25 protein-coding genes are annotated in these 23,081 nt (G+C 63.6%); 6 read left to right on the top strand and 19 right to left on the bottom strand.

Annotated features, from left to right (window positions below; genetic code table 11):
- Window positions 1–3: 3 nt before the first annotated feature.
- The 6 genes from AC27E8_RS04545 to AC27E8_RS04520 all read right to left on the bottom strand — a co-directional run bounded on the left by AC27E8_RS04545 (window position 4) and on the right by AC27E8_RS04520 (window position 5,625).
- A complete protein-coding gene (locus AC27E8_RS04545) occupies window positions 4–1,974 on the bottom strand; it encodes a cbb3-type cytochrome c oxidase subunit I (protein ID WP_487098356.1) in 1,971 nt (656 codons plus the stop codon).
- A complete protein-coding gene (locus AC27E8_RS04540; protein WP_487098358.1) occupies window positions 1,971–2,906 on the bottom strand; it encodes a cytochrome c oxidase subunit II in 936 nt (311 codons plus the stop codon). The genes AC27E8_RS04545 and AC27E8_RS04540 overlap by 4 nt, the downstream gene beginning before the upstream one ends.
- A gap of 235 nt (window positions 2,907–3,141) precedes the next feature.
- A complete protein-coding gene (locus AC27E8_RS04535) occupies window positions 3,142–3,675 on the bottom strand; it encodes a sulfocyanin-like copper-binding protein (protein ID WP_487098360.1) in 534 nt (177 codons plus the stop codon).
- Between the two features lie 34 nt (window positions 3,676–3,709).
- On the bottom strand, window positions 3,710–4,009 hold the full coding sequence (locus tag AC27E8_RS04530) for a metal-sulfur cluster assembly factor (protein ID WP_487098432.1): 300 nt from the start codon (window positions 4,007–4,009) through the stop codon (window positions 3,710–3,712).
- Between the two features lie 8 nt (window positions 4,010–4,017).
- Window positions 4,018–5,346 carry a hypothetical protein gene (locus tag AC27E8_RS04525; RefSeq protein ID WP_487098362.1) on the bottom strand — a complete coding sequence of 443 codons (1,329 nt, stop codon included), beginning with the start codon at window positions 5,344–5,346 and terminating at the stop codon, window positions 4,018–4,020.
- 39 nt (window positions 5,347–5,385) lie between these two features.
- Complete coding sequence (locus AC27E8_RS04520; protein ID WP_487098364.1) at window positions 5,386–5,625, bottom strand: ferredoxin family protein; 240 nt, start codon at window positions 5,623–5,625, stop codon at window positions 5,386–5,388.
- Between the two features lie 144 nt (window positions 5,626–5,769).
- Here AC27E8_RS04520 and AC27E8_RS04515 point away from each other — a divergent pair, with 144 nt between their 5' ends.
- From AC27E8_RS04515 to AC27E8_RS04505, 3 genes are all read left to right on the top strand, one after another.
- Window positions 5,770–6,252 carry a DUF2249 domain-containing protein gene (locus AC27E8_RS04515; protein WP_487098366.1) on the top strand — a complete coding sequence of 161 codons (483 nt, stop codon included), beginning with the start codon at window positions 5,770–5,772 and terminating at the stop codon, window positions 6,250–6,252.
- A gap of 98 nt (window positions 6,253–6,350) precedes the next feature.
- A complete protein-coding gene (locus tag AC27E8_RS04510; protein WP_487098367.1) occupies window positions 6,351–8,078 on the top strand; it encodes a multicopper oxidase family protein in 1,728 nt (575 codons plus the stop codon).
- A 34-nt stretch (window positions 8,079–8,112) separates the two neighbouring features.
- Window positions 8,113–8,586 (top strand): hemerythrin domain-containing protein, encoded by a 474-nt coding sequence (locus AC27E8_RS04505; protein WP_487098369.1) that lies wholly within the window; start codon window positions 8,113–8,115, stop codon window positions 8,584–8,586.
- Between the two features lie 107 nt (window positions 8,587–8,693).
- On the opposite strand, the gene AC27E8_RS04500 is transcribed toward AC27E8_RS04505, so the two are convergent.
- The gene (locus tag AC27E8_RS04500; RefSeq protein WP_067847265.1) at window positions 8,694–8,885 is read right to left on the bottom strand and encodes a hypothetical protein; all 192 of its coding nucleotides are present in this window, start codon (window positions 8,883–8,885) and stop codon (window positions 8,694–8,696) included.
- A gap of 110 nt (window positions 8,886–8,995) precedes the next feature.
- Entirely contained in the window at window positions 8,996–9,244 is a 249-nt protein-coding gene (locus AC27E8_RS04495) for a helix-turn-helix domain-containing protein (protein WP_487098371.1), read from the bottom strand.
- A gap of 96 nt (window positions 9,245–9,340) precedes the next feature.
- Here AC27E8_RS04495 and AC27E8_RS04490 point away from each other — a divergent pair, with 96 nt between their 5' ends.
- Window positions 9,341–9,907, top strand: a complete 567-nt coding sequence (locus tag AC27E8_RS04490; protein WP_487098373.1) for a GNAT family N-acetyltransferase — start codon at window positions 9,341–9,343, stop codon at window positions 9,905–9,907.
- A 77-nt stretch (window positions 9,908–9,984) separates the two neighbouring features.
- Window positions 9,985–10,464, top strand: a complete 480-nt coding sequence (locus AC27E8_RS04485; protein ID WP_487098375.1) for a helix-turn-helix domain-containing protein — start codon at window positions 9,985–9,987, stop codon at window positions 10,462–10,464.
- Between the two features lie 80 nt (window positions 10,465–10,544).
- On the opposite strand, the gene AC27E8_RS04480 is transcribed toward AC27E8_RS04485, so the two are convergent.
- Genes AC27E8_RS04480 through AC27E8_RS04470 form a run of 3 tightly spaced genes read right to left on the bottom strand, consistent with a single transcriptional unit; the run spans window position 10,545 to window position 14,929 of the window.
- The gene (locus tag AC27E8_RS04480; RefSeq protein ID WP_487098377.1) at window positions 10,545–12,674 is read right to left on the bottom strand and encodes an ATP-binding protein; all 2,130 of its coding nucleotides are present in this window, start codon (window positions 12,672–12,674) and stop codon (window positions 10,545–10,547) included.
- Window positions 12,671–13,828 carry a hypothetical protein gene (locus tag AC27E8_RS04475; protein WP_487098379.1) on the bottom strand — a complete coding sequence of 386 codons (1,158 nt, stop codon included), beginning with the start codon at window positions 13,826–13,828 and terminating at the stop codon, window positions 12,671–12,673. The genes AC27E8_RS04480 and AC27E8_RS04475 overlap by 4 nt, the downstream gene beginning before the upstream one ends.
- Before the next feature lie 3 nt (window positions 13,829–13,831).
- Window positions 13,832–14,929 carry a DNA modification methylase gene (locus AC27E8_RS04470; RefSeq protein ID WP_487111343.1) on the bottom strand — a complete coding sequence of 366 codons (1,098 nt, stop codon included), beginning with the start codon at window positions 14,927–14,929 and terminating at the stop codon, window positions 13,832–13,834.
- Window positions 14,930–15,177: 248 nt separating this feature from the next.
- Between AC27E8_RS04470 and proS the strand changes: the two genes are divergently transcribed.
- Window positions 15,178–16,629, top strand: a complete 1,452-nt coding sequence (proS, locus tag AC27E8_RS04465) for a proline--tRNA ligase (RefSeq protein WP_487098383.1) — start codon at window positions 15,178–15,180, stop codon at window positions 16,627–16,629.
- A gap of 43 nt (window positions 16,630–16,672) precedes the next feature.
- Here proS and tlp read toward each other — a convergent pair whose 3' ends face one another.
- From tlp to AC27E8_RS04425, 8 genes are all read right to left on the bottom strand, one after another.
- On the bottom strand, window positions 16,673–16,906 hold the full coding sequence (tlp, locus tag AC27E8_RS04460; RefSeq protein ID WP_012811641.1) for a small acid-soluble spore protein Tlp: 234 nt from the start codon (window positions 16,904–16,906) through the stop codon (window positions 16,673–16,675).
- A 215-nt stretch (window positions 16,907–17,121) separates the two neighbouring features.
- The gene (locus AC27E8_RS04455; protein ID WP_014465404.1) at window positions 17,122–17,340 is read right to left on the bottom strand and encodes a hypothetical protein; all 219 of its coding nucleotides are present in this window, start codon (window positions 17,338–17,340) and stop codon (window positions 17,122–17,124) included.
- A 15-nt stretch (window positions 17,341–17,355) separates the two neighbouring features.
- Window positions 17,356–17,943, bottom strand: a complete 588-nt coding sequence (locus tag AC27E8_RS04450) for a hypothetical protein (RefSeq protein ID WP_487098386.1) — start codon at window positions 17,941–17,943, stop codon at window positions 17,356–17,358.
- Window positions 17,944–17,960: 17 nt separating this feature from the next.
- Complete coding sequence (locus tag AC27E8_RS04445) at window positions 17,961–18,986, bottom strand: alcohol dehydrogenase catalytic domain-containing protein (protein ID WP_487098388.1); 1,026 nt, start codon at window positions 18,984–18,986, stop codon at window positions 17,961–17,963.
- Window position 18,987: 1 nt separating this feature from the next.
- Window positions 18,988–20,214: an acyl-CoA dehydrogenase family protein gene (locus AC27E8_RS04440; protein WP_487098390.1), complete on the bottom strand. Its 1,227-nt coding sequence runs from the start codon at window positions 20,212–20,214 to the stop codon at window positions 18,988–18,990.
- Between the two features lie 77 nt (window positions 20,215–20,291).
- A complete protein-coding gene (locus tag AC27E8_RS04435) occupies window positions 20,292–21,950 on the bottom strand; it encodes a class I adenylate-forming enzyme family protein (RefSeq protein WP_487098392.1) in 1,659 nt (552 codons plus the stop codon).
- Window positions 21,951–22,003: 53 nt separating this feature from the next.
- Window positions 22,004–22,258 (bottom strand): acyl carrier protein, encoded by a 255-nt coding sequence (gene acpP, locus AC27E8_RS04430; protein WP_014465409.1) that lies wholly within the window; start codon window positions 22,256–22,258, stop codon window positions 22,004–22,006.
- A 35-nt stretch (window positions 22,259–22,293) separates the two neighbouring features.
- Window positions 22,294–23,073: an SDR family NAD(P)-dependent oxidoreductase gene (locus tag AC27E8_RS04425; RefSeq protein WP_367305563.1), complete on the bottom strand. Its 780-nt coding sequence runs from the start codon at window positions 23,071–23,073 to the stop codon at window positions 22,294–22,296.
- Window positions 23,074–23,081: the final 8 nt, after the last annotated feature.

The raw sequence follows: 23,081 nt of genomic DNA, 5'->3' as shown, positions 1-23,081 counted from the left end.
ACGTCACACCCTCCCCAGAGTCGCTTCGTGCTGACGGATGGTGTCCGCGGCGATGACCATCTCGTCGTCTTCTTCCAGCGCGCGAAAGAGCAGACAGCAGAGCACACTCGCAAAGCCTACCGCGGTCAACACATACCATTCAAACACAAGGCCGAATCCCGCGATGAAGAATGACAGGCCGATGAGGAATGGGCGCGCCGTATGCTTGGGCACGTGAATGTCGCGAATGTCTTCGGCGCGCGGCCGCACATGCTCCATTTGTCCCTCGTATTTTGCCGCCCACCACATGTCGCGGGCCGTGACCGTCGGGATGACTGCAAAGTTGTACTCTGGCACCGGAGACGGCAGCGACCACTCGAGCGTGCGTCCATCCCACGGATCGCCCGTGACGTCGCGCTCACCGTGGCGAATGCTGTACAAGATTTGCCATACGATCACAAGGAAGGCGAGCCCCATCAGGTAAGCGCCGATGGTGGACACGAGATTCAACGTGTTCCAGCCCATGTTCGCTGGATAGGTGTACATGCGCCGCTGCATTCCCATGAGCCCGAGCGCGTATTGAGGCATAAAGCACACGTAGAATCCGATGTTCCATAGCCAAAACGCGATTTTGCCGCTTTTCTCGTCGAGCTTGAACCCGAACATCTTCGGCCACCAGTAATACATACCGGCGAGCATGCCGTACACGACACCGCCGATGAGCGTCTGGTGGAAGTGCGCAATCAGGAAATAACTGTTGTGATATTGATAATCCTCGGGTGCCGCCGCGAGCAGAATCCCCGTCGCCCCTCCTGTCACGAAGTTGGGAATAAACGCGAGCGTCCATAGCATGGGTAGCGTCAACCGGATGCGGCCACGATACATGGTGAACAGCCAGTTAAAGATCTTGACGCCTGTCGGTATCCCGACGCACATCGACGCAATGGCGAAGAAGGTGTTGACATCGGCCCCTGCACCCATCGTAAAGAAGTGGTGCGCCCAGACCAGATAACTGATCACGCTGATGAGCAAAAGCGATGCGACCATCGACTTATAGCCGAAGATGGCCTTGCGCGAAAAGGTCGCGACCACTTCGGAATAGACGCCGAATGCGGGTAAGATGACGATGTACACCTCTGGGTGACCCCACACCCAGAAAAGGTTGATGAACATCATGGGGTTCCCGCCGTGCAGGATGGTGAAAAAGTGTGTTCCGGCAATGCGATCCAAGAGCAGCAGCGCCAGTGCAACCGTCAAGGCAGGAAATGCAGCCAAAATGACGATACAAGACGCGAGCACGGACCACGTGAACAGGGGCACTCGATTCCATGTCATGCCGGGAGCACGCATGCGCAAGATGGTGACCAGAAAGTTGATCCCAGTGGCAATGGTGCCGATTCCGGACAAATTAATGGCCACGAGATAATAGTTTTCTCCAGGACCCGGATCGTAACCGAGTTCGGTCAGGGGCGGGTAGCTCACCCAGCCCGCATCGGGAGAGCCGCCAAACACGAACGAGATGTTAAAGAGTAAAGCACCAAAGAAAAACAACCAGAAGCTGATGGCGTTGAGATACGGAAATGCGACATCTCGCGCTCCAATTTGCAAAGGCACCACGATGTTGAAGAGCGCAAAGATGAACGGCATGGCCATGAACAAGATCATGATGGTACCGTGGGTGGTAAAAATCTGATCGTAGTGCTCGGCGCTCAGAAAATGCTCACCCGGGAACGCGAGTTGCGTGCGCATCAAGAGCGCGTCTACGCCGCCGCGGAACAGCATCAGAAGCGCGCAGATGAGGTACATAATCCCGATGCGCTTGTGGTCCGTCGTGGTGATCCACTCTCTCCACAACCATCCCCACCGCTTGGTGTACGTCAAGGTTGCCACAATGGCCACGACGGTCAACACGATGAGCGCATCAGAGATCCAGATCAGCGGACCTTCGTTCCACATCAAGTAGTGATTTGCAAATTGCAGAAAGCCTGAAGTCATCGACCGTCACCTCCGCCGAGTGAGGCCAGATTGGATCCCGACTGGCCGTCCATGCTTCCCATCGTCGGTATGCCCCACATGCCGGACATGTACTGTCCGCCGTCCTGCCACACCACTTGATCAAACAGTCCCTTGGGAAAGTTGCCGTACGACAATTGACCCGTTACGCCTGGTCTCTTGAGCAGCTGATAACCCGCCTCGGTGAGAGCTGGCGCGTGCTGCTCGAGCCCCTGCGCCCACAATCTGAAGGCTGATTCGGACCGTGCCTCCACGGTGAAGGACATCTCGGCAAATCCCTTGCCCGTAAAATTCGCGCCGTGGCCGTAGTAATTGCCTGGATGATCCGCCTGCACCCACAGCCTCAGCGCCATACCGGGCATCGTGTACTCCTGTCCCGCCAGCTGAGGCACCCAGAACGAGTTGATGGGCGCGTCGGACGTCAGCACGAACTGAACCGGAACGCCCGTTGGAATGACGCAGTAGTTCACTGTCGCGACGTGCTGGTCAGGATAGAGAAACAACCATTTCCAATCCAGCGACACGACGTCCACGGTGACCACATTGCTGTTCGACTCCGGAGGCCGCGTCAGTGCGAACGTCGTTTTCGCTGTGTAGGCGCCGAGCACACCCACGATGACCATGGGAATGCTCCACCAGATCCATTCCAACGCCCGACTCTCCGTCCACTGCGGTGTGTAGGGCGCGCGGTTGTCAGGTTTGTCCCGATACCTCCACACGATGTAGATCGTGAGCGCGAACACTGGCACAATGACCACCAAAAGCAGGATGACCGATAAGATGATGAGGCGGTCGATCTCCCTCGCCGCGGGGCCAGCCGGGTGCAGAACCAATACGTCCCGCCCGCAGCCCGCGAGGGCGAAGGGAGCCAACGCAAGCAGGCCAGCGCGCCACCACCGGCTTCCACGTTTCACTCCATTCACTCCCCCTCCCAGTTCTCAATTTCACGGTAAGGCCGTGGCGAGGGGCCACCTGTGCGTTCGATCACATCGAGATAGGAGAAGATAGGAGCGTCCATGAAATGTTCATACGTGTGAAGGAAGTATGAAGACGGGAGGTTCGCTTCAAAGCGGGAGGAGAAGACAAGTGGATACTGAGCACTCGGGGTCCAATGTCAACATTCGGGGCGGAATCCCGCCCCTCCATTCGCTACGACCCGCGTTGCAAATCGAGCGATGGCTGCTTTGCTTGATCAGAGACGACGAACTTGTCCCACATCCCCGCGAGCGCATGCCCAGGGACCCCACACACGAGCGCATACGTGCCCACTCGTGACGCGGGGAAGACGATCTCGTTTCGTGTACCTTTGGGTTCCCCTTGCAAGGGATTCGGCGTTTCCGCGCCCGGGAAGGCAAGCATACTCGCGTCGAAACTGGCGCGGGCGCGAACGTCGTACGGCACTACCATGGCGCTGTGTGGCATCAGGCTCGCGTTTTCAAACTCGATCACCACACGCCACCCCATCGGTACCACAAGCGTCATGTCGCCATTGGCGTAACCGTCAAAGTTCATACCGCCGTTTTGACGACCATCGCCTGCGATGACCTTCCATTGCACCTCGCGTTTGGCGACGTTCCACGTCACAAGCGGCGCTTTGGGGTTCGAAGAGGACGCCGGCGGAGGTCCACACCCTACCGACATACACGCCGCGACGCCCAGAACAGGCCAAAACCGTTTGCGCATCACATGCATCCGCTCCCCGTGAAGACCTGCCTTGTCACGTCCATCCTAACACGCGGCGCGCTTCCGGCGACATCCGTTCCGGCGTCCAAGGAGGATTCCACACGACGCGCACTTCGATCTCGGCCACGCCAAAGGCTCTCGCGGCGGCCCACTCGACAGCTTCAGCCAAGCTGTCGTGCGCGGGACAACCCGGCGTTGTCATCGTCATTTCGATGACGAGTTTCCCCTCCTCGGGTTCCTCGATCCGGTAAATTAGGCCGAGATCGACCACGTTCAGGCCGAGCTCGGGATCGTACACCTCTCGCAAGTGTGCTTCGACTTCCCGGAAGTCGATCACGGCGATCACTCCTTCCTCCACGCGCGACGGAACACAGACGACATGTGAACCCCAAAGATTCCGAGGCTCACGGCCACGGCCCAAGCACCTGCGTCGCACAGCCAGCCTGAGTCCAGGCAAACCCCCGCTGCTGCCGCCACCACCCCAATCGAGTTTAATGTGATGACGACGCGCGCCGACGAGGCGTCGAGGAGATGTGAAATGAGCACGTTTGGTCCGGCCCCTTGTCTGCTTGCGAATCGCCACGTCCAAACAAGAAAAGGCACAATTTTGTATGCGAGTGAAATGACGGTCAACGATACGAACCCCATGAGCACAAACGGCACGAGCGCTCGCCAAGCCGCTGAACCCGCGGAAGAAGGCGCGTGTGCGATGAGCGCGAGCGCCCACAGGACACCCAGTGCGAGTGCGACGAGAACACCCCGAATGGGCGCTTCGATTCGCTTACGAACGCGCCGCTTCAAGATTTCGCGCACTGCCTGAAGATGTGAGAGGAAGGCGACGACCACGCAGATGGCAGATACCAGCTTCAGCGCCAACGCCGGATACCAGGCACAGGCCACAAGCGACCACAGCGCGGCGACCGATGTCCAAAATACCCAGTGTTCATAACGCGTGTTGTACCCGTGCGACAGTGTGAACATGGGTATCAGCTTGTAACTGAAGCCGAAGATCAAGAAGCCAAAGAATCCGCCGGCCGCAAACAAGATGTGTGTCGCGAGAACAGGGGCCTGATCCGCCTGCACGGCCGGCCACAGATTCGCGTCGCCGAGCGCCAAAACGACCGCCGCTGCCAAGGCGATCGCAAGGTGCACGTGAGCCAAGAAGACGAATTGCCACATCGGTCCGCGCACCCGAGCCCGAACCAGTGAAGCCAACATGTTTCCGCAGAATCCGTACAGTACGGCCGCCGTCCAGAAGCCGAAGATGCCCATGCCGAGGGGCCACCAGACCGAAAAGCTCCCGATGAGACCAGCAAGGCCGGCGATGTACGCGTAGAAGAGGAAGCGCGCCAGCCGGACTGCCGCGATCGGCATCAGAAAAGCGACCGTCGACAGCTGATACACGGCTCCCATCACAAAGGACATGAGCGCTCCCAACGTCAACAGATGGGTCAGCGCGACGCCCGCCGGCGCTCCCGGCGCAAACAGCACGCCGCGAGCCACCTGCCAGGCGAGATCGCACGCAAAAAGCAGGAAACAGGAGAGGCCCGCAATCATGTACTGAAGCGGCAACCTGACCGGCGGCGAATGGCCTCCCTGGCTCATGCCAGGCCAGGCGAACGGAACCTGCGACGATATGCGCGTCTTGCCGGTTTTGTCCTCGTCTCCCACCATCGCTCCTCCTTTCTGTGTCAGTTGTGCGCTGCGCTCTTAACCCCCTTGAAAAAAGGCGCGATTGACTTCGATCCAATGCCGTTCGTCGTCCGGTACGCTCGCTTCGTGAAAGATGGCGGACACGGGGCAAACGGGTTCGCAAGCTCCGCAGTCGATGCACCGTTCTGGATCGATGAGGTAGGTTGCCCCACCGTCGTGAATCGCGTCGACAGGGCAAACCTCCACACAGTCGGCTGCCTTCTCCCCAATACACGGCGAAGTGATGACATAGGTCATCATCGGTTCCTCCCTTGGGAGATGTCATTTGAGAGCATGATACGGCAAGGAGCGGAAGCGAAACGTGCGCTGGATCACAGCGGCCGTGAGCGCCTTCGCGCACAATAGAGCTGCGTTCCATGGAGAGATCAGCGTCTGGGGGCGATGCATGTGCGGAGGATTGTTGTGCTCGATGTTCGGGAGATCCTCGTGAACAAAGGGGAGCCGTTCCACGTCATCATGGCGTCGGTCGAAAGTCTCGGACCCGACGACATCTTTGAACTTCACGCCACGTTCGAACCGACGCCGCTCATCCGGCTGCTCTCGAACCGGGGGTTTCACCACGCCGTTCGAACCTTGGCCGCCGACCATGTCGTGACCCAGTTCGCCCGCGAAAAGCGCCATCTGCCTTACTGGTATCTCGATAACCGGGGCCTCGAACCGCCACAACCCATGCTGCGTACCCTCGCCCTGTTGGATGAGGAACCGCAATTCCAGACGGGAACGATGGGACTCGAAATTTGGAACGATCGCGTCCCCGTGTTCCTGCTCCCCGAGATCGAAGCGCGAGGCCTGACCTACGAAATCGTGGAAAGCGACGATGGCGCGCGCGTGAAGCTTTACAAATCGGCGAATTCGTCGCCATGAACCAGCCGCCCTCGACCCGTACGCGTTGATCCGCGCCAGACCTGGGCTTATGATGACGCACGACGGCAGACGAGAAAGGGAAGACAGGAGGTGCGAACGTGCGGCGCAGAGCGAAGCTCAGCATTGCTGCAGGAGCGGCGGCGCTCGCGGTGGCGGTCGGCGTGATGGGCGTTTACGAAGCACATCGCGGGGCGGCGACCCAGGCCATCGATGCCCCGCTCGCCCGCGTGCCAGGGCCGCACGGGACCTACACGCCCATCAGCGCGTTTGAGCCGCGGGTTCCCCAAGGCGCGCGGGTCGACCACTTCACGCTGACCGCCGAGTACCGGACCCTGACGTTCGGTGGCGAAACCCTGCGGGCGATGACCTTCAACGGCACGGCGCCTGGCCCGTTGCTCATAGCGCACCAAGGCGACGTGGTGGAGGTCACAGTGCACAATCGCCTGTCGGTGCCTTTGACGGTGCATTGGCACGGCATTCCCGTCCCGGGCGCCGAAGACGGTGTGCCGGGTGTCACGCAGAACCCCATCCCGCCAGGCGGATCGTACACGTACGAGTTTGTGGCGACCGAGCCCGGAACGTACTGGTACCATTCGCACGACGACAGTTTCGAAGAGGTGGGACTGGGACTCTATGGCGCCATCGTCGTCCTGCCCAAGCACCCGCTGTATCCGGCCCAGCGAGACTACACGCTGGTCCTGCACGAATGGCCGAACGCGTCCACCGCCAAGGCCATGATGGAAAACCTATCCTCCGGCGCGCGGGATGCGGGCTCCGCCGGTGGCATGATGAGCCAGGGCATGATGAGCGGTGCGGGCTCGATGGGCGACATGGGCATGATGGAATCTGCCGCAGGGAACCCGGTGGGCACCTCCATGCTGCACGTGCTACCAGGGCCTCCCCTCCGCACGGGCAGCTTCGCGCCGACAGCCGACGACTACGCAGCCCTCGACGAAATGGCGGGCATGTACGGCACCTTCACTGTCAATCAGAACGCGGACGGCACCACCGTCATGCCCGCCAAACCGGGCGATCTCGTCCGCCTCCGCATCGTGAACAGCGGCAACATGACGCACCTGTTGACCCTCATCGGCGCGCCCTTTCGCGTCGTGGCGCTCGATGGTCACGACATCGCCAACCCCGGCTGGCTGAAAGGCGTCCTGCTCCCCATCGGCGCGGCCGAGCGCTACGACGTGGAATTCCGCGTTCCACCGTCCGGCGCCGCGTACCTCGTATGTGCCGATCCCGACGCCACCGCGCGCCAGGAACTGCGTGCGGCCATCGGCGAGCCTGGGGCATGGTCCGCGTTCCGCCCCGTTCCCGAGGCCGAACTGGAGCATAAGCCCTGGTTCGACTTCACCGACTACGGCCGCGGCCGTCTTCCCGGCGAGACCGTCTTCCGCCTCCATCAGGCGTATCAGGTCCGGTACAACATGAAACTCACGGTCGGCATGTCGCAGACCGGCATGGTCTACGCCATCAACGGGCGCGTGTTTCCAAACATCCCGCCTATCATCGTGCACAAAGGCGACGCGGTGCTCGTGCACATCGTGAACGACAGCCCCTACATTCACCCGATGCACTTGCACGGGCACGACTTTCAGGTGCTGACCCGGGATGGACGGCCGGTCCAAGGGAGCCCCATCTTCCTCGACACGCTGAACGTCTTTCCCGGCGAGTCGTATGACATCGCGTTTCGCGCCGACAACCCCGGCCTTTGGATGTTCCACTGTCACGATCTCGAACACGCCGCATCCGGCATGGACGTCATGGTCCAGTATGCGGGCGTGACGGATCCTTATCCGATGAACGAGATGTCGGAATAACGGAAGCTTGCTTGCCGCGCAAGGGGGACCGAACATGGGAAAACGCCGCCACGAGGCGCTGCAGCCGCTGTCTCGCCATCACCACTACGCGCTCGTCGTCGCCATGCACCTCACCCGCCAGGAACAGCCTATCGAGTTGCTCCTTCGCGAGCTTCGCCAGTTCTGGGAACACGGAGGACAAGCGCACTTCCGGGAAGAGGAAGAGGTCCTCCTTCCCGCCTACGCCAAATATGGTTCGCTCGATCGCGGCGAGATCGCGCAGATGCTTCTCGATCACGTCAAGATCCGGAGCCTGATGGGCCGCGCGCTCGAAGACGGCGACGCATCCGTGCTGGTGGAATTGGGGACCATCCTGCGAGCGCACGTCCACCTGGAGGAACAGGTGGTCTTCCCGCTCATCGAAGAGACGCTTCAAGAACCGGACTTGACGCGCTTGGCGCCGTTCTTTGAAGAGCACCGGGCGTCGTCGCCGTACGCTCGGCAAGGCGAACCGCAGGAGCGCGCATGAGGTGCGCGGACACGGCGGGCGGACCCTGCCGAATCCGGACGCGGGAATCGGCCGGGCGGACGGCCCCCCGTCTTCGTCCCTTCTCATCTCTGAACCGCCTCTTTTGCTCACCGCTTCAGCGTGCGAATGACCTCGAGCAGATGATCGATCTCATCGATGCGGGCCCGGCGCTCCTCCGCCCCGCCCGCAAATTCGTCGGGATCGCTCTCCTCCAGCTTGTGCCGCCGGTGCTCGAGCGCCCTCGTCACGTGCCGGATGGCATCCTGATAGCCGCGTTCGGCCTCGGTCTCCACACCCATCCCCCGTTTCTCCTCGAACGTGGCGCCAAACCGACACCCGTCATGCGGGCTTCGGCGCGCCTCCTGCTCGTAGCATACACCAACGAGGAACGCCTGTGGGCCGCAGCGGATCAGGCGTTTTCTCCGCCGGGATCGCGCGGGATGTCGCCTTTGTCCGTGCGCGCATCGCCCCACAGGTCGCTCAGACTGACGCCGAGCGCCTCTGCGATGAGCCCGAGCTTCGCCGCGTTGCTGCCCCGCGCGCCCGACTCGATGGCATAAATGTAGCTCACGCTCACGCCAGCCCGCTCCGCCAACTCCCGTACTGACAAGCCGCGCAATTTGCGATAGTATCGTAAGCGTTGGGCAAGTTCCGCCACGCGAACCACTCCGTTACATTTCTACGATTGAGAAAATCATATCAGAATTTGTGGCTGGGCGGTAGTGGGATTTTACGATGGAAGAAGGGGATCCACGTGAGCACGGGAGGCCGTGAGGCGTGCCGCCTGTCCGTGAACGACTGGGAAGCCCTTGAACCTCTCTACCTGCGGTGGGCTGGCGATCCCGGCTGGCCGACGGACGCCCGCGCGCGCAGTGCGTGGAACCGCCTCGTCCAGACCTGGCAGGTGGGAGCCTGGCTCGGCGATGCCGCGGTGGCCGTCGCGAAAGAGGGCAGCGAACCGGTGGGATACGCGGCGCTGACGCTCGCCGTGGACCATCATCCGGCGCTCGGGCGCGCGATGGAGGTGGGCACGTTCGTCGCGCCGACGCACCGCGGCACAGGCGTCAACCGACAGCTCAAGCGGTGGTCCGCCGAAGAGGCGGCGCGCCTCGGCGCGCAGTGGCTGGCTGCCTGCATCCCGGTGTCCAACGAGCGGGCGGCCCGCGCGTTTCTCAAAGCGTTTCCCAACGCCGTGGCGTACGAAGCGGCAGAGCCGAGCGCCGGCCCGTGGCGGGACTACGTCAAGCGGCGCGCCTTTGCCGCTGGTGAGCCCGTCCGCCTGTACGTCGTACCCTTGCACAGCGATGCACACAGCACGTGATTGATCTGGCGCGCCGTTTTGTCTACATTTGTGTAAAGGTCACACAGTTGTGGACACCGCGGAAGGGAGCTTGGCCCATGAGCCTTGGACAGCGCCTCCGCCGCCTGCGCGAGGAGCGCGGGTTGACGTTGGCACAGGTTGCGACCGCCGCCGGGCTTTCGGTGAGCCACCTCAGCGCCATCGAAAACGGGACGCGCCGCAATCCGTCCTTTCACATCGTGGCTCGCATCGCACGCGTGTACGGCGTGCCCGTCGATTCGCTGGTGGAAGAGGAGGACAAGCGGCCGGGCGCTCCGCAGGGCGCGAACGTGGAGTACCAAGGGCCCTCGACGCCGTATCTCGAGATGGCGCGGCGGCTGGCGGAGGTCGACGCCCTGTCCCACCCCGCGCGACTGCTCGAGGTCATCGCCGCCCTGCTTCGCGAGCGAGAACAGGCCTACGAAGCGGGCGCGTCCGGTGCGAAGAACGGAAACGAGAAAAAGGAAGAGGGCGCGAAGGAGGGCCGAGAGGCAAAGTGCAAGCCCGCACCGACGGACGACCGAAACAACAACGATTGACCCCGCCGCCAGGGCGACGAACTAGAAAGGGGCCCTCGGCGATCGCGTCATGCAGAGACCGCGGTGCGCGACACGCGCGTCTATTCGTCCCCTGGCTCGGCGAGGACAATCCATTTGACGCTTCGCTCTGGATTTTTTCTCTGCGGCCGGTTTACGGTGTTCCAGCCGTTTTTCCCAAACAGTTCGTTCATCACGAGCGGCAGCAGTCGATGCGCCTGATCCGCCGCGTCCACCATGAGAGCGGGAAGCAGCTGTTCGATGCGGTTCTGCACGTTGATCCACGTGTCTCCGTTTCTTCTCATCTTATCCATGAACGCTTCGTCGCTTTCGAGTTCGGCGCTTACGTGTCGAACGAGCGCATCCTGCCTGTCGACACGCGGTCTCACCTCGTACTCGGTTTCGCGCACCTCTCTCACCCGGCTCGCGTCGGCCTCCGCAGATTCACGATGGCCTCGTTTCTCCTGCTTCTTCAGACTAGCGAGTTGTCGCAGCCGGTCGGCAAAAGTGGGCACGGGTTCGCGATCATACGTCGGATCGGCCACCTTGTGCAATTGTTCGAAGGACAGGACGCGGATGGGAATCGGGTACGGTTTGCCGCCTGCGCTGCTCCAGAAGACCCCCTGGCCCTGAATGGGCTCGTTCAGCAGCGAGCTCAGGATGTCCGCGCTGAAGTGCGCATTGGCGCGCTGCACGGCGCGGAGATCCCCTTCGGACAGCAAGTGAAAGATGAACCAGTTGTCCCCCTGGCTGAGGATTTCGTTGGAAATGCTCCCCGGCTGCTGAGTGATGAGAATCGCGCCGAGATCGTACTTCCGCCCCTCTTTCACCCAGGCGATGTACGGACCTTCGCCTGACGTGTACGACGAGGCGCCGAGGACGGATTGGGCCTCTTCGACCACCGCGATGGTAGGGATGGTCTTGGGATCCTTCTCGGTGAAGTGCCGTTGATTGTGCTCGAAGATGCGCTGCAGGACAATCCCGGAGAGCACCAGGGCCTGCGAGCCGCGGACCTGCGACACGTCGACGACGCAAAGCTTGCCCTGATGCAGGGCGTGGAGCAGCATCTCTAAGAACGCACTGGAGGGATCGTGCAGCATTTGCACGACCTGCACCATGTTGGCGCGGGCCGCGTTGAGCTCGGCCTCCTGGTTCTCCCGCAGTTGGAGAAGATGCTTCAGCTTTTCGTCGTCTGCGTCGTGGCCCTTGGCGTAGATCTCGTCCACAAGGTCTCGCCACGCGGACTGCGTCAACATTTTCAGTTTGCGGACGTTCTGTTGATCCTGACGCTCGGGGGACAGGGCGATGGACAACACCTCGGCGGGCCTCAGTTGGCGAATGTCGAGCTTGATGCCGGAGGCGATGAACGCGGCGTAAAACGGGCTCGGCGCCTGGCGGTCGGTGAACACGACAATCTTATCCTGTAATTCCGGCACGTCACACAGCCCGGGGCGGTTCTTGTCGTCCGGGAAGAAGTACTCGCCATCGGGATCGAAGATGACGCTTCCCACCGGCACGCGCCGTCCGCCGCGCTTCTCGACCATGGGGGTCTCGGCGTACAGGTTGCTGAACAGGAGCTTGATGAGATTCGACTTGCCGAAGCCGGCTCTCGCAAAGACGAAGGTGCGCCGCGAGACCAGGTTGGAGACCGGAAACTTCGGGATGACGCACGGGCTTTGGATCACCATCCACGGTTCCTTCTTGAGCCGAGCATCGCCCTCCGCGTACACGAACTCGCCGAGGGCCAGGTGGCCGATTTCGGCGCCTTCGACGTGGTGCCCCGCCACCTCGCGCAGGACCTCTGGAGACAAAAACGCGACCTTGCTTCCGACGTGTGGCAGGCGGCGATGCGATGGGGCAAACACGAGCTTCCCATCCAACACGCGCACGACGCCGAGCACGCGGATGTCGACGCGGTACCGGAGGTACTTCTCGCGCAGATCCTCGGGCACGGCGCGATCCTCTGTCACCGCCCGCAGGCTGTAGTCGTCGCCTTCGTCGGAGACGAGCCGCCCCTGTGCCGCGATGGAGGTGATGCGCCCGAGCACGGCCTCGTCTTCGTGCTCCAGTTGCACGACGAGAAACATGCCGTGCATCGGCGTGCGCTGGAACTCGCTGCGATAGGGCAGGACGAGATCGGCGTGAAACTCCAGACCGCCTTCGCTGAATCCTCGGAAAATGCCGACCACGTGATTTCGGTCAAACAGCTTCATGAGAACCGCCTCTCTGTCTGGGCATATCTCAGTTGCATGCCGTCGAAGATACCGACGGAATCTTTCGGCACCAGCGTCCGAATGGCCTCCACGAGAAACGTCTGGAGCAGTTCCGCGTCGAGACCCCCGATTCTCGCCTGCTCGTGTGCGCGCTGGAGACAGCGAGGGTAGAGCGGCGTCGGGAAACCGGCGATGGCATCTTCCAGGAGATACCCCATGATTTCTTGCGCCTGCGGCCCGTGGGAGGGCAGGACGTCCACGGCCCAGATGGGATCGTCGCGATGGCTCCCGAACCGCACAAAGTACATCTCGCCCGCGACAAACTTCGGCGCCTCCCCGGGCTCGCTTCCGGCCTCCATGCCTCGCGCGTATTCGTCCCATCGGTACACGGAAACCTCCATCTCCCGCGGCACGCGGACAAAACGAGGTTCCCCCGGCGGAAACAGGGACTCCAGCAGGATGGCCATGTGGTACCGCTGAAGCACCTTCGAACGCTTGGCGATCCCGACCAAAAACACGCGGCGGCGATCCTCGCGGTAGGTCCGCTCGATGGCCTGCTCGATCCGGCGGCACATCTGGACGAACAAATCGCGCGCGAAGACCTTGCTTCTCAGGTAGCCGTCGCGCACCACGAGGGTGTCTGCGTGGAACCTCCCGTACACCATCATGTGATACAGCGCAGCCCATTCGCAGAGATCGCGGTACACCTGGATCCAGCTCGGCGACACGCGCTCGGGCGCCCATTGGATGTCTTCCGGGCGTGGAATCATGGGGCTCAATTCCCACAGCGAGCGCACGCCGAGATCGCGCATCAGGACGCCGAGGACCGTCTGGGGCTCGCCGGACGCGGCGAATTGGGCGCGAGTCAGCTCCTCCGTGTCGGTGGTGGGGGACAGCACGTCGAGACACAGTTGCTTGCCGTAGGAGTCCACCACGCGGACCACGTGCAGGAAAAACGGATCGAACTGCAGTTGGCTGTCGCCGCCGTCGCTCGCCACCAGCGAAATGGTTGTCGCGGAGCGCCGGTAAATGGGGCGGACCTCGCGCTTGAGCTGGCGGATGTCCTCACAAAGCTTCTCGAGCTGGCGCGCATCGCCGAGGGTTCGCGCAAACACAGCCTTTTTCAGTTGTTCGACTTCGTCGAGATCGAACATGCCCTAGGCCTCCTCGAGAGAAGCATACAGATCGACCTCCAGCGTGGAGCGGCTGCGGACGAACTGAAACTGATCCGCCTGCCTTCGCCCGTTGGACGCGCTGCCGGCATCGCACAGGCAGCGCTCCTTCCACGGCGTGCCGCTCAGACTCGCGCGCAGGACTTCGACGGGGTCGACCTCGTAACTCGGTATGGCGCCGAACCGCACCACGAGGAGCGCACCGGGTTCGCAGACTTGGCTGACCCGCGTCCAGACCTCGCGCAGGCCCTCGATGAACGCGGGCAGCGAGGGGCGGCCGAGTTGCGGGTCCGACGCGTAGTCGACGTAGGGCGGGCCGCCGAGAAACCAGTGGCGAAGCCAGTGGTCCGAGACGTACGTCTTCATGCCGAAATACGGCGGCGAGGTGATGACGTACCGAAAGCGCATCGCAAAATCCTCCGGCGCGAGCGTTCGGCTGTCCGCCAGCCGGACGAAGCCGGGCACTTTGTCCGGCACATGCGACAACACGTGTTCGGCGCGCCTTCGCACGACGTCCAGCACGTCCACATAGACCGGATGGATCTCGCGCGACTTCCAGTAGCGCACCGCAGCGTCGGGCTTCGTGGCATAGGTGCGAGGCATCTGGTTGGACAAATAGGACGGCAGGCCTTTGTTGCGCGGGCCGTGTAGCACGCCGAGCACGAGCGCGCGCAGCACGATGTCCTCCTCCGTCTGAACGTCGGAAAGCGCCTGGCGGAGGCGGCAGACATCTTCGAGCGTCTTTTGGTGAAAACACCAGCGCCAGAATTCGCCGTCCGGGACATCGCCCGGCACTTCGCTTTCCAAGATCTGTTGACACCGCGCCACGACGCCGTGGACCGTGGTCGACGCCAGCTTCGCCTGCGCGATAGCCACCGCGATGGGATTGATATCCACACCGACCGTAGGAAAGCCGACGAGCCTCGCCGCAAAATTCGTCGTGCCTCGACCGCAGAACGGATCCAGCACCCATCCGCGCTCCGCGCCCGCCAGAACGCGAAGCGGGAACGCGAGGGGAAACATGGTGTAATACGGGCTGATGGCGTTGAGCCGCAGTTGCGGATCAGAACATCTCCGTTTCAACCAAGGCTCCATGTTGGAAGCCGCGACGTCGCGGTCTGTACGATTGGCATGCATGGCACTTCTTCGCTTTCTCGATTCGCATGTGCAGAGTCTATAAGATTTTCGACATCTGTGAACCCATTCCTCTCGATCCGGCTCCATCATGCGCGCCTTTTCGGCGCTGCCCGGGCCGCGAGGTCCGGGCCGAGTTGACTGCGCCGCGCTGGCTTCGTAACATGGCACCGAGGACAGTGCGTAGGAGGAACGGTATGGCGAAACAGGACAAGCAGTTTGTGAAGGAAATCACGCCTCAATCCGAGGACTTTTCCCGCTGGTACATCGATGTGCTCCAAAAGGCGGAATGGATGGACTACGCGCCGGTTCGCGGCTGCATCGTCATTCGCCCGGACGCGTATGAGATTTGGGAGCGCTGCCAGCGCGAGCTGGATCGGGAGTTCAAGCGGACGGGCCACCGCAACGCGTATTTCCCGCTCTTCATCCCGGAGAGCTTCTTCGAAAAAGAAAAGGAGCACGTGGAGGGCTTCAACCCTGAATTGCCGTGGGTGACGGAAGCGGGCGGCGACATTCTCGAGGAGCGGCTCGCGGTCCGGCCGACGTCCGAGACGATGTTTGGCCACATGTACGCCCAGTGGATTCAGTCGTACCGCGACTTGCCGCTTCTCTTGAACCAATGGGCGAACGTCGTCCGGTGGGAGAAGCGCACGCTGCCGTTCCTCCGGACGAGCGAGTTTTTGTGGCAGGAGGGCCATACCGCACACGCGACCGAGGAAGAGGCCCGCGAGGAGACCATGCGCATGCTCGGCATCTACGCCGACTTCGTCGAGTCGTTCCTCGCCATCCCGGTCATCCGCGGCCAGAAGACGCCGAGCGAAAAATTCGCAGGCGCGGTGGAGACCTACACCATCGAGTCGCTCATGAAGGACGGACGGGCGCTGCAGACGGCCACGAGCCACTACCTCGGCCAAAACTTCGCGAAGAGCTTCGAGATTCAATACCTGGATAAGGACAATCAGCTGAAGTACGTGTACACCACGTCGTGGGGCATGTCCACGCGCATCCTCGGCGCCATCGTCATGGTGCACGGGGACGATCGCGGCCTCGTCCTCCCGCCGAAGCTCGCGCCGACACAGGTCGTCGTCGTGCCCATCGGCCCGGCGAAGGCGCGCGAAGCCGTCGTCGCGAAGGTGCGCGAGTTGTTCGACGCCCTGAAGCGCGCCGACATCCGCGTCCACCTGGACGATCGCGACGACGTCAGCCCCGGCTGGAAGTTCAACGAGTACGAGCTGCGCGGCGTCCCCATCCGACTCGAGCTCGGCCCGCGGGATCTCGAGGCGTCCCAGGCCGTCCTCGCCCGCCGCGACACCGGGGAAAAGATCACCGTGCCGCTCGACGCCGTCGTGGAGCGCGTGCAGGCGCTCCTCTCCGACATCCAGCGCGACCTGTTCCAAGCGGCCAAGCGGCGCCTCGAGGAGAACTCGCACGTCGCCGAGACCTTGGATCAGCTCGTCGAGATCATCCAGACGAAGCGCGGGTTTGTCCTCGCGGGCTGGTGCGGAGACGACGCGTGCGAGCGCGCCGTGAAGGACGCATGCACGGCCACCAGCCGCTGCATCCCGTTCAATCCGCCGGCCCGCCCGGCGACCTGCGTCACATGCGGCAAGCCCGCCGCGCACGCGGTCTGGTTCGCCAAGTCGTACTGACGCAAAAAAAGGAGCTGCCAATGGGGCAGCTCCTTTTTTTTGCTTATTGCAGGCGATCCCGCGCGTCATGCGCCTCGTCGCGGATCTCCTCGCGAAATCCGTCGATGGCCCGGCGCCTGCGCTCGTTTTTCGCCACCAGGTTCCGCACGTCCTTCGGGTTCATCTCGTCGGCGTGCGCGGCGAGAAAGTCCTCGGCCTCGTGCAGGTTTTCCATCGTGTTGTGGATGGCCTCCTGCAGGCGCTCCACGTTGTCCGCGCGGTTGTCCGGATTCGGCATGCGCCATCCCTCCCTCGCGAGATTCACAGTCGCTAATCTGCTCGGCGAGGGCTCCGCGCATGAGCGAAAGCTGCTGGAAAACGTCCTCCGCCTTCACGCCAGCCGGGCGGCCGACGGAAGTGCACCTGGGCTCATCCACCAAAGCGCTCGCACGCCATCCGTGCAGCCGACTCCACAGCGCGCACGGACTCGTCCGCCGCAGCGCGCCGCGCGGTTCACTTCGGATCCTGGTGATCCTTCGACACGCGCTCCTCAAACGCCGCATAGCCCGCCATCGCGCCCATCAGCATGCAGATGAACCCGATGACGTAGCCGATGAACCAGAGCGCGGAGTGCGTCTTGTAAAACGCCGTGCTCGCAATCACAATGAGCGCGCCAAGCACGCCGATGGCGTACAGGTACCTGCGGACCCTGGCGTCCGGCCGATTGGGCATGACATCGCGCCCCTTTCATTGAACCTCCGCGAGCCAAGGATAATAAATCACGTCGCCGTTCTCAAACTGCACCGCGAGCCGCTCCTCGTGCAGCCAGTGCGGATCGTACCGAGCCCCATCGCGCCGGGCCTCGGCGAGAACCTGCGCCCGCGTGCGAAACGCGCAGTCGCCCGACTCCGGACGCCAAATCATCTGCCACCACTCGCCGCCGTGCTCAAACCAGGCGATTCGCCACCGATCGTGCCGCCAATAATACGAGGTGAGGAGATCCGTGTTCGGGTGCGCAAGCAAGAGCTCGTACGCCTGCGCGCGGGCCTTGGTCGGATCGCGCAGAATGAAATCCAGCCAGGCGTGGCGCTCGCCGGGCTCAAGCGAGGGCTTGAAGTGCCGGAAGGCCTGCAGCAGGGCGTACCGCACCCCGGCGAGCTGAATGGGCGCCTCCTCCGCCTCCGCGAGCCGGCGCAACCAGGTGTGGAGATGATCCATCGACGCCGTCTCGCGCACGGGCAGGTCCATGGCCCGCTCGGAGAGGCAGAGCCGCACGTCCCGATACAGGCTCAGGCATCCCTTGGCCAACAGTTCATGGGCGACATCCACGGGCATGCCATTCCCCCCTGCCTTCACGGCGCATGGAAGACAATCGTGTCGCGGCCAAAAAACGGGTTACCCAGAGCGTCCGGAGCCTCATCGAGCGACACGCGCCGCCCCACCACGACGTCGGGCTGAACGCGCCCCTCCGCAGCCATCCGGAGGAGTTCTTCGACGTCCGCGCGCCGCGAGCCAAAGCTGCCCATGATGGACATGCCTTTGCGCGCGAGCTTCGCAAACGGCACCGGGATCTCGTCCAAAGGCATCGCCACGGTCACGAGCTTGCCACCCGGGCGGAGGACGTCGAGAGCAAAGTCTATCCCGTCGGCAAAGCCGGACGTGTCAAGCGCCAGTCCCACCCCGCCCTTCGCCATGCGCCGCAGCCTGCGCGCGGCCTGGCGCGGATCGCCTGCGAGCGTCACGAACTCGTCCGCGCCCGAGACGAGCGCGAGCGCCCCCGCGTCCTCTCGCCGGCTCAACACGGCCACCTGCGGCACGCCCAGGGCCTTGGCGATTTGCACCGCCGCGAGCCCCAGCCCGCCCGTGCCGATGACGAGCACCGCCTCTTCCTCGGCCACCCCCGCCGACACCATGGCCCGATACGGCGTCGCGTACGCGTCGACCAGGATGGCCGCTTCGGCCGGATCGAGCCCGTCCGGGCGGCGAATCGCGTTTTGCGCCGGCACCGCCACGTACTCGGCGTCGCCGCCTGGCCGCGTGAAGCCAATGACGCCCTGATGCGGACACAGATGCTCCTCGCCCCTCGCGCACGCCGCGCACTGGCCGCACGGCACAAATGGGTGCACCACCACGGCGTCGCCCGGCGCGAGGCCCGAGACGCCCTCGCCGAGCGCCTCCACGCGGCCCGCAATTTCATGGCCCAACACGACGGGATACGACGTCCCCAACGGCGCGCCCTCGCCGCGGACGAGTTGCCGGTCACTGCCGCAGATGCCGCACGCCTCGACGCGGATGAGGACCTCGCCAGGCCCAGGCTGTGGCGTCGGCACCTCCGCGACGCGCAGGCCGCCTTCCGGGTCAAACACGAGCGCGAGCATGTCACTCAGCCCTCTTCTGCGCCCGCTCGCGCCGGCGCGCCTCGGCCAAGAGCGCCTCCGCGATGGTCATCTTCTGCATCTCAAGCGTGCCCTCCTCGAACCAGAGCGATCTCGCGTCGCGGTACAGCCGCTCGACAGGGCTTGTCACCGCGTAGCCGATGCCCCCGTAGAGCGACAGCGCCCCGTCCGTCACCTCGCCCACCATGCGGATGGCGTTCGCCTTCGCGATCGCGGCTTCGAGCGAGATGTCGCGACCTTGGTCGTACTTGTAGGCCGCGTCGAGGCAGAGAAGCCTTGCGCCCTGAATCGCAATCTGCATCTCCGCCAGCCGCATCTGCACGGCCTGCCGGCTCGCGAGCGCCTTGCCGAACGTCGTGCGGCGCCGGACGTGATCGAGCGCGCGGTCCAGCGCCTCCTGCGCGAGCCCCACGGCGCTCTGCGCGATGCACGCGCGGCTCTGATCCAAAAATCCGCGCACCGCGACGCCAAACCCTTCGCCGATTTCGCCGAGCACCTCGTCCTCGCCGACTTCGCAGTTCTCGAACTCGATCACGGCGTGCGAGCAGCCCTTGTCGCCCATCATGTGCGGCATGGGCGTGAGCTTCATGCCCTTGCGGCCCTGCGGCACGAGGAACGCCGTGAGGCCCGTGCGGCCCGCGCCGCCCTCCATCTTCGCGATGACGGCGATCACGGCCGCCTCCTCGGCGAACGTGATGAGGTGCTTGCGGCCGTTCAGCACGAATTTGCCGTTCTCATACGTCGCGATGGTGCGCAGATCGATGCCCGTGCCGTTGTCGGGTTCGGTGAGCGCAAACGCGACGAGCGCGCCCTCGTTCACGAGCCTCTTCAGCCAGTATTCCTGCTGCTCGCGCGTGCCCTGCCCCACCGTGCGCCAGATGCTGTTGTACGCGTGCACCATCATGCGGATGGTGCCGTGCATGTGCGCGACCTCTTCGAGGATGGGGAAGTAGAGGCCGAGCGGAAGCCCCTCGCCGCCGACCCACTTGGGCTGCGTCAGCTTGTGGAAGCCGAGCTCGCGGATGCGCGCCCAGAGCGCCTCGGGAATGCGTTCGTCGCGCTCGATTTGCGCGCCCCACTCGGCGCCTTCCTCCTCGCGAAACTGAATGACCCGGTTGCGGATCTCGTTCGCGCGCGCGACGAGATCGGCGTCATACGATGGGAACGACGGCGCGATGGCGTCCCGCGCCGACGGATTCAAGATGTCCATGCAAGATCCTCCCAAGCGCAATCCGTACTCATCGAATCAAGTGGGGCACCCGCGCCTAGTGGCGGGCGCCCCACCCCTCACGCGTGGGCTCCTTGGCCCTCGGCCTCGAGCCGAAACCGCTCGCGCAGATCCTTCTTCTTGATCTTGCCGGAGTGCGTCTGCGGGAACTCCGTCATGAATTCCAGCCTGTCGGGGAACTGGAACTTCGCGAGTCCCTGCTCGGCGAGAAAATCGCGCAGTTCGCGCAGCGTGAACGGCTTCGCGCCCTCCTTGAGGATGACGCAGGCCACCGTCATCTGGCCGAGCGTCGGATCCGGCGCGCCGACCACGGCGACGTTCTGCACCGCCTCGTGCTTCGAGATGGCGTCCTCGACGGTCTTCGGGTCGATCTTCGTGCCGCCCCGGTTGATGATGTCGTCCGCCCGGGCGATGAAGATGTAGCGGCCGTTCTCGTCCTGGCGCAGGATGTCCCCCGAGTGGAACCAGCCTTCCTCGTCCCACTGCCGGTGCGCGGCCTCCGGGTTGTGGTAGTAGCCCGCGCTGAAGTTCGGGCCGCGCGCCCACATCTCCCCAGGCTCGCCCGGCTTGACGTCGTGGCCCTCCTCGTCCACGAGCCGGACCTCCGTGCCCGGGATGACAAAGCCGACGGTGGAGGAGAGCGCCTCGAGCGGATCGTCCGGCCGCGTGGCGGTGGCGAGAAAGCCCTCGGACCAGCCAAACATGCAGCCCACCTTGATGCCGCTGTCGCGCTGGAGCTGCTCGAGCACGGCCTTCGGCACGGGCGCCCCGGCGTAGATGAACAGCTTCACGCTCGAGGTGTCCGCCTGCTTCAGGTTGGGCGCGTTGGCCACGTGGATGACGTGCGGCGGCGCGCCCACGAGGTACGTCGGCTTGTATTTTTCAATCCAGTCGATCACGCGCGCGGCGGAGAACCGATCCAAGAGCATGATCCGCCCGCCACTCGCGACGGTCATCATGACGCCCGCGAGCATGCCCGTCTGGTGGCAGATGGGCGCGAGGCACAACACGGCCTCCCCCGGCTGATAGCCGAAGTTTTTCGCATACGCCCGGGCCGCCCAGAGGTAGTTCGCGTGCAGGTGCACCACGCCCTTCGGCGATCCTGTGGTGCCCGAGGTGAACACCATCAAGAAGGCGTCGAGCGGGCCGGGCTTGTTGGCCTCAAGCTCCGCCTCGCCGAGCTTGTCCCCGGCCTCGCGCAGGCTGGCGAAGGTCGTGGCGCCTTCGGGGGCGCGCTCCGGATCGCCTTGGACGACGATGTGCGTGAGATCCGGCAACTCCGGCTTCAGGCTCACGGCCATGTCGTACAGCGACTCGCCGCGGAAATAGTCCGCGATGATCCACACCTTGGCCCGCGACGTGCGCATGCTCGAGACGATGGCCTGGCGGCCGAGATCGATCTGCAGCGACACGCCAATCGCGCCGATGCGCGCGCAGGCGAACACGGCCACGACGTAGTCGAGCACGTTGGGCAACTGCAGCGCGACGGTGTCCCCCTTGCGCACGCCCATTCGGTAGAGGTGGGCGGCCACGGACTCCACCTCGCTCCACAGCTTCTCGTACGTCGCCTCGCGCGTCTCGTCGCGGTGGACAAAGTTCGGATACTTCTTCACGTCCTCGAACAGGACGTCGACAAACGACTCGTTCGTCCAATACCCCTTTTCGAAGTACAGCTTGGCACGCTCTTCCGTCAGCGTGCGGCCCGGAAAGTCAAACATCGCCACGCCTCCACTTCGGGGAGTTTGCGCCGCCTCAGCTTTGCGCGCTGCCGTCACGCGGACAGGCGGCGCTCGATATAATCGACCACGCCCGCCACCGTCGACAGCTGGCCGAAGTCCGCCTCGGGGATCTCGAGGTCGAACTCGTCCTCAAACGCGACGGCGAGCTCGGTGAGGTCGAGAGAGTCCGCGCCGAGATCGTCCACAAACAGGCTGTCCGGCTTCACCTCGGACTCGCTCACCTGCAGCTGGTTCGCAACGACTTTGCGCACGCGCGCCTCGATTTCCTCTCTGCTCAACGTTGCCATGTCACATCTCCTTTGCGCATGGAGTCTCCAGGGATTCAAAAGCTTTCAAATCCGCCTGTGAGAAGCGTCAGGCCGCCATCCACCCAGATGACCTGGCCGGTGACGAAGCGGCTGAGATCGCTCGCGAGGAAGACGGCGACGTCGGCCACCTCTTCTGGCGACGCGAGGCGGCCGAGCGGCGTGTGCGCCTCGACGTCGCGGCGGTAGGCGTCGTAGTGATCCGCCCCGTAGAAGCGGGCGGATTCCGTGTCGACGACGCCTGGGTTGATGGCGTTCACCGTGATGTTCTTCGGCGCGGCCTCGCGGGCGAGGTAGCGGGTGAGCGCCTCAAGCGCCGCCTTCGCCGTGCCGAGCGTGGCGTAATTGGGCAGCGTGAAGGTGCTGCCCATGCTCGACATGGTGATGATCCGGCCGCCGCCGCGCCGCTCCATCATGGGGATGACGCGCTGCGCCGCGAACACGGTGCTGTGAATCACCACGCGGTACGTCCGGTCGAGGTGGTAGTCCTTCAGCTGCTCGATGGGCTTGAACGCCGACGCGGCGGCGTTCGCGACGAAGATGTCGAGATCGCCGAACTCGCGCTCAATCTGGTCAAACGCCTGGTTCAGCTCGTCCTGGCTCTCGAGCTCCGCCTTGACGACCATCGCCCGGCGGCCGAGGTCTCGAATCGCCTGCGCGGTGGCCTCGGCCTCCTCCGGCTGGCGCCGGTAGTGGACCACCACGTCCGCGCCGTGCTTGGCCATCTGAATGGCGATGGCGCGGCCGATGCCGCGGCTCGATCCGGTGATGAATGCCCGCTTTCCTTCCAGTAACAAACGTGTCG

It is taken from the genome of Alicyclobacillus sp. CIJ1 (assembly GCF_057538885.1).
The sequence above is the reverse complement of the archived record's forward strand: the minus strand, read 5'-3'. Positions and strand labels throughout refer to the sequence as shown.

Coding starts and splice junctions, on each gene's coding strand:
- proS (WP_487098383.1), top strand. CDS start 15,178: ATGGCGAAACAGGACAAGCAGTTTGTGAAGGAAATCACGCCTCAATCC.
- AC27E8_RS04440 (WP_487098390.1), bottom strand. CDS start 20,214: ATGGACATCTTGAATCCGTCGGCGCGGGACGCCATCGCGCCGTCGTTC.
- AC27E8_RS04475 (WP_487098379.1), bottom strand. CDS start 13,828: ATGTTCGATCTCGACGAAGTCGAACAACTGAAAAAGGCTGTGTTTGCG.
- AC27E8_RS04505 (WP_487098369.1), top strand. CDS start 8,113: ATGGGAAAACGCCGCCACGAGGCGCTGCAGCCGCTGTCTCGCCATCAC.
- AC27E8_RS04435 (WP_487098392.1), bottom strand. CDS start 21,950: ATGTTTGACTTTCCGGGCCGCACGCTGACGGAAGAGCGTGCCAAGCTG.
- AC27E8_RS04450 (WP_487098386.1), bottom strand. CDS start 17,943: ATGCCCGTGGATGTCGCCCATGAACTGTTGGCCAAGGGATGCCTGAGC.
- AC27E8_RS04455 (WP_014465404.1), bottom strand. CDS start 17,340: ATGCCCAATCGGCCGGACGCCAGGGTCCGCAGGTACCTGTACGCCATC.
- AC27E8_RS04520 (WP_487098364.1), bottom strand. CDS start 5,625: ATGACCTATGTCATCACTTCGCCGTGTATTGGGGAGAAGGCAGCCGAC.
- AC27E8_RS04485 (WP_487098375.1), top strand. CDS start 9,985: ATGAGCCTTGGACAGCGCCTCCGCCGCCTGCGCGAGGAGCGCGGGTTG.
- tlp (WP_012811641.1), bottom strand. CDS start 16,906: ATGCCGAATCCGGACAACCGCGCGGACAACGTGGAGCGCCTGCAGGAG.
- AC27E8_RS04545 (WP_487098356.1), bottom strand. CDS start 1,974: ATGACTTCAGGCTTTCTGCAATTTGCAAATCACTACTTGATGTGGAAC.
- AC27E8_RS04515 (WP_487098366.1), top strand. CDS start 5,770: ATGCATGTGCGGAGGATTGTTGTGCTCGATGTTCGGGAGATCCTCGTG.
- AC27E8_RS04445 (WP_487098388.1), bottom strand. CDS start 18,986: ATGCTCGCGCTCGTGTTTGACCCGGAAGGCGGCCTGCGCGTCGCGGAG.
- AC27E8_RS04500 (WP_067847265.1), bottom strand. CDS start 8,885: ATGGGTGTGGAGACCGAGGCCGAACGCGGCTATCAGGATGCCATCCGG.
- AC27E8_RS04480 (WP_487098377.1), bottom strand. CDS start 12,674: ATGAAGCTGTTTGACCGAAATCACGTGGTCGGCATTTTCCGAGGATTC.
- acpP (WP_014465409.1), bottom strand. CDS start 22,258: ATGGCAACGTTGAGCAGAGAGGAAATCGAGGCGCGCGTGCGCAAAGTC.
- AC27E8_RS04535 (WP_487098360.1), bottom strand. CDS start 3,675: ATGCGCAAACGGTTTTGGCCTGTTCTGGGCGTCGCGGCGTGTATGTCG.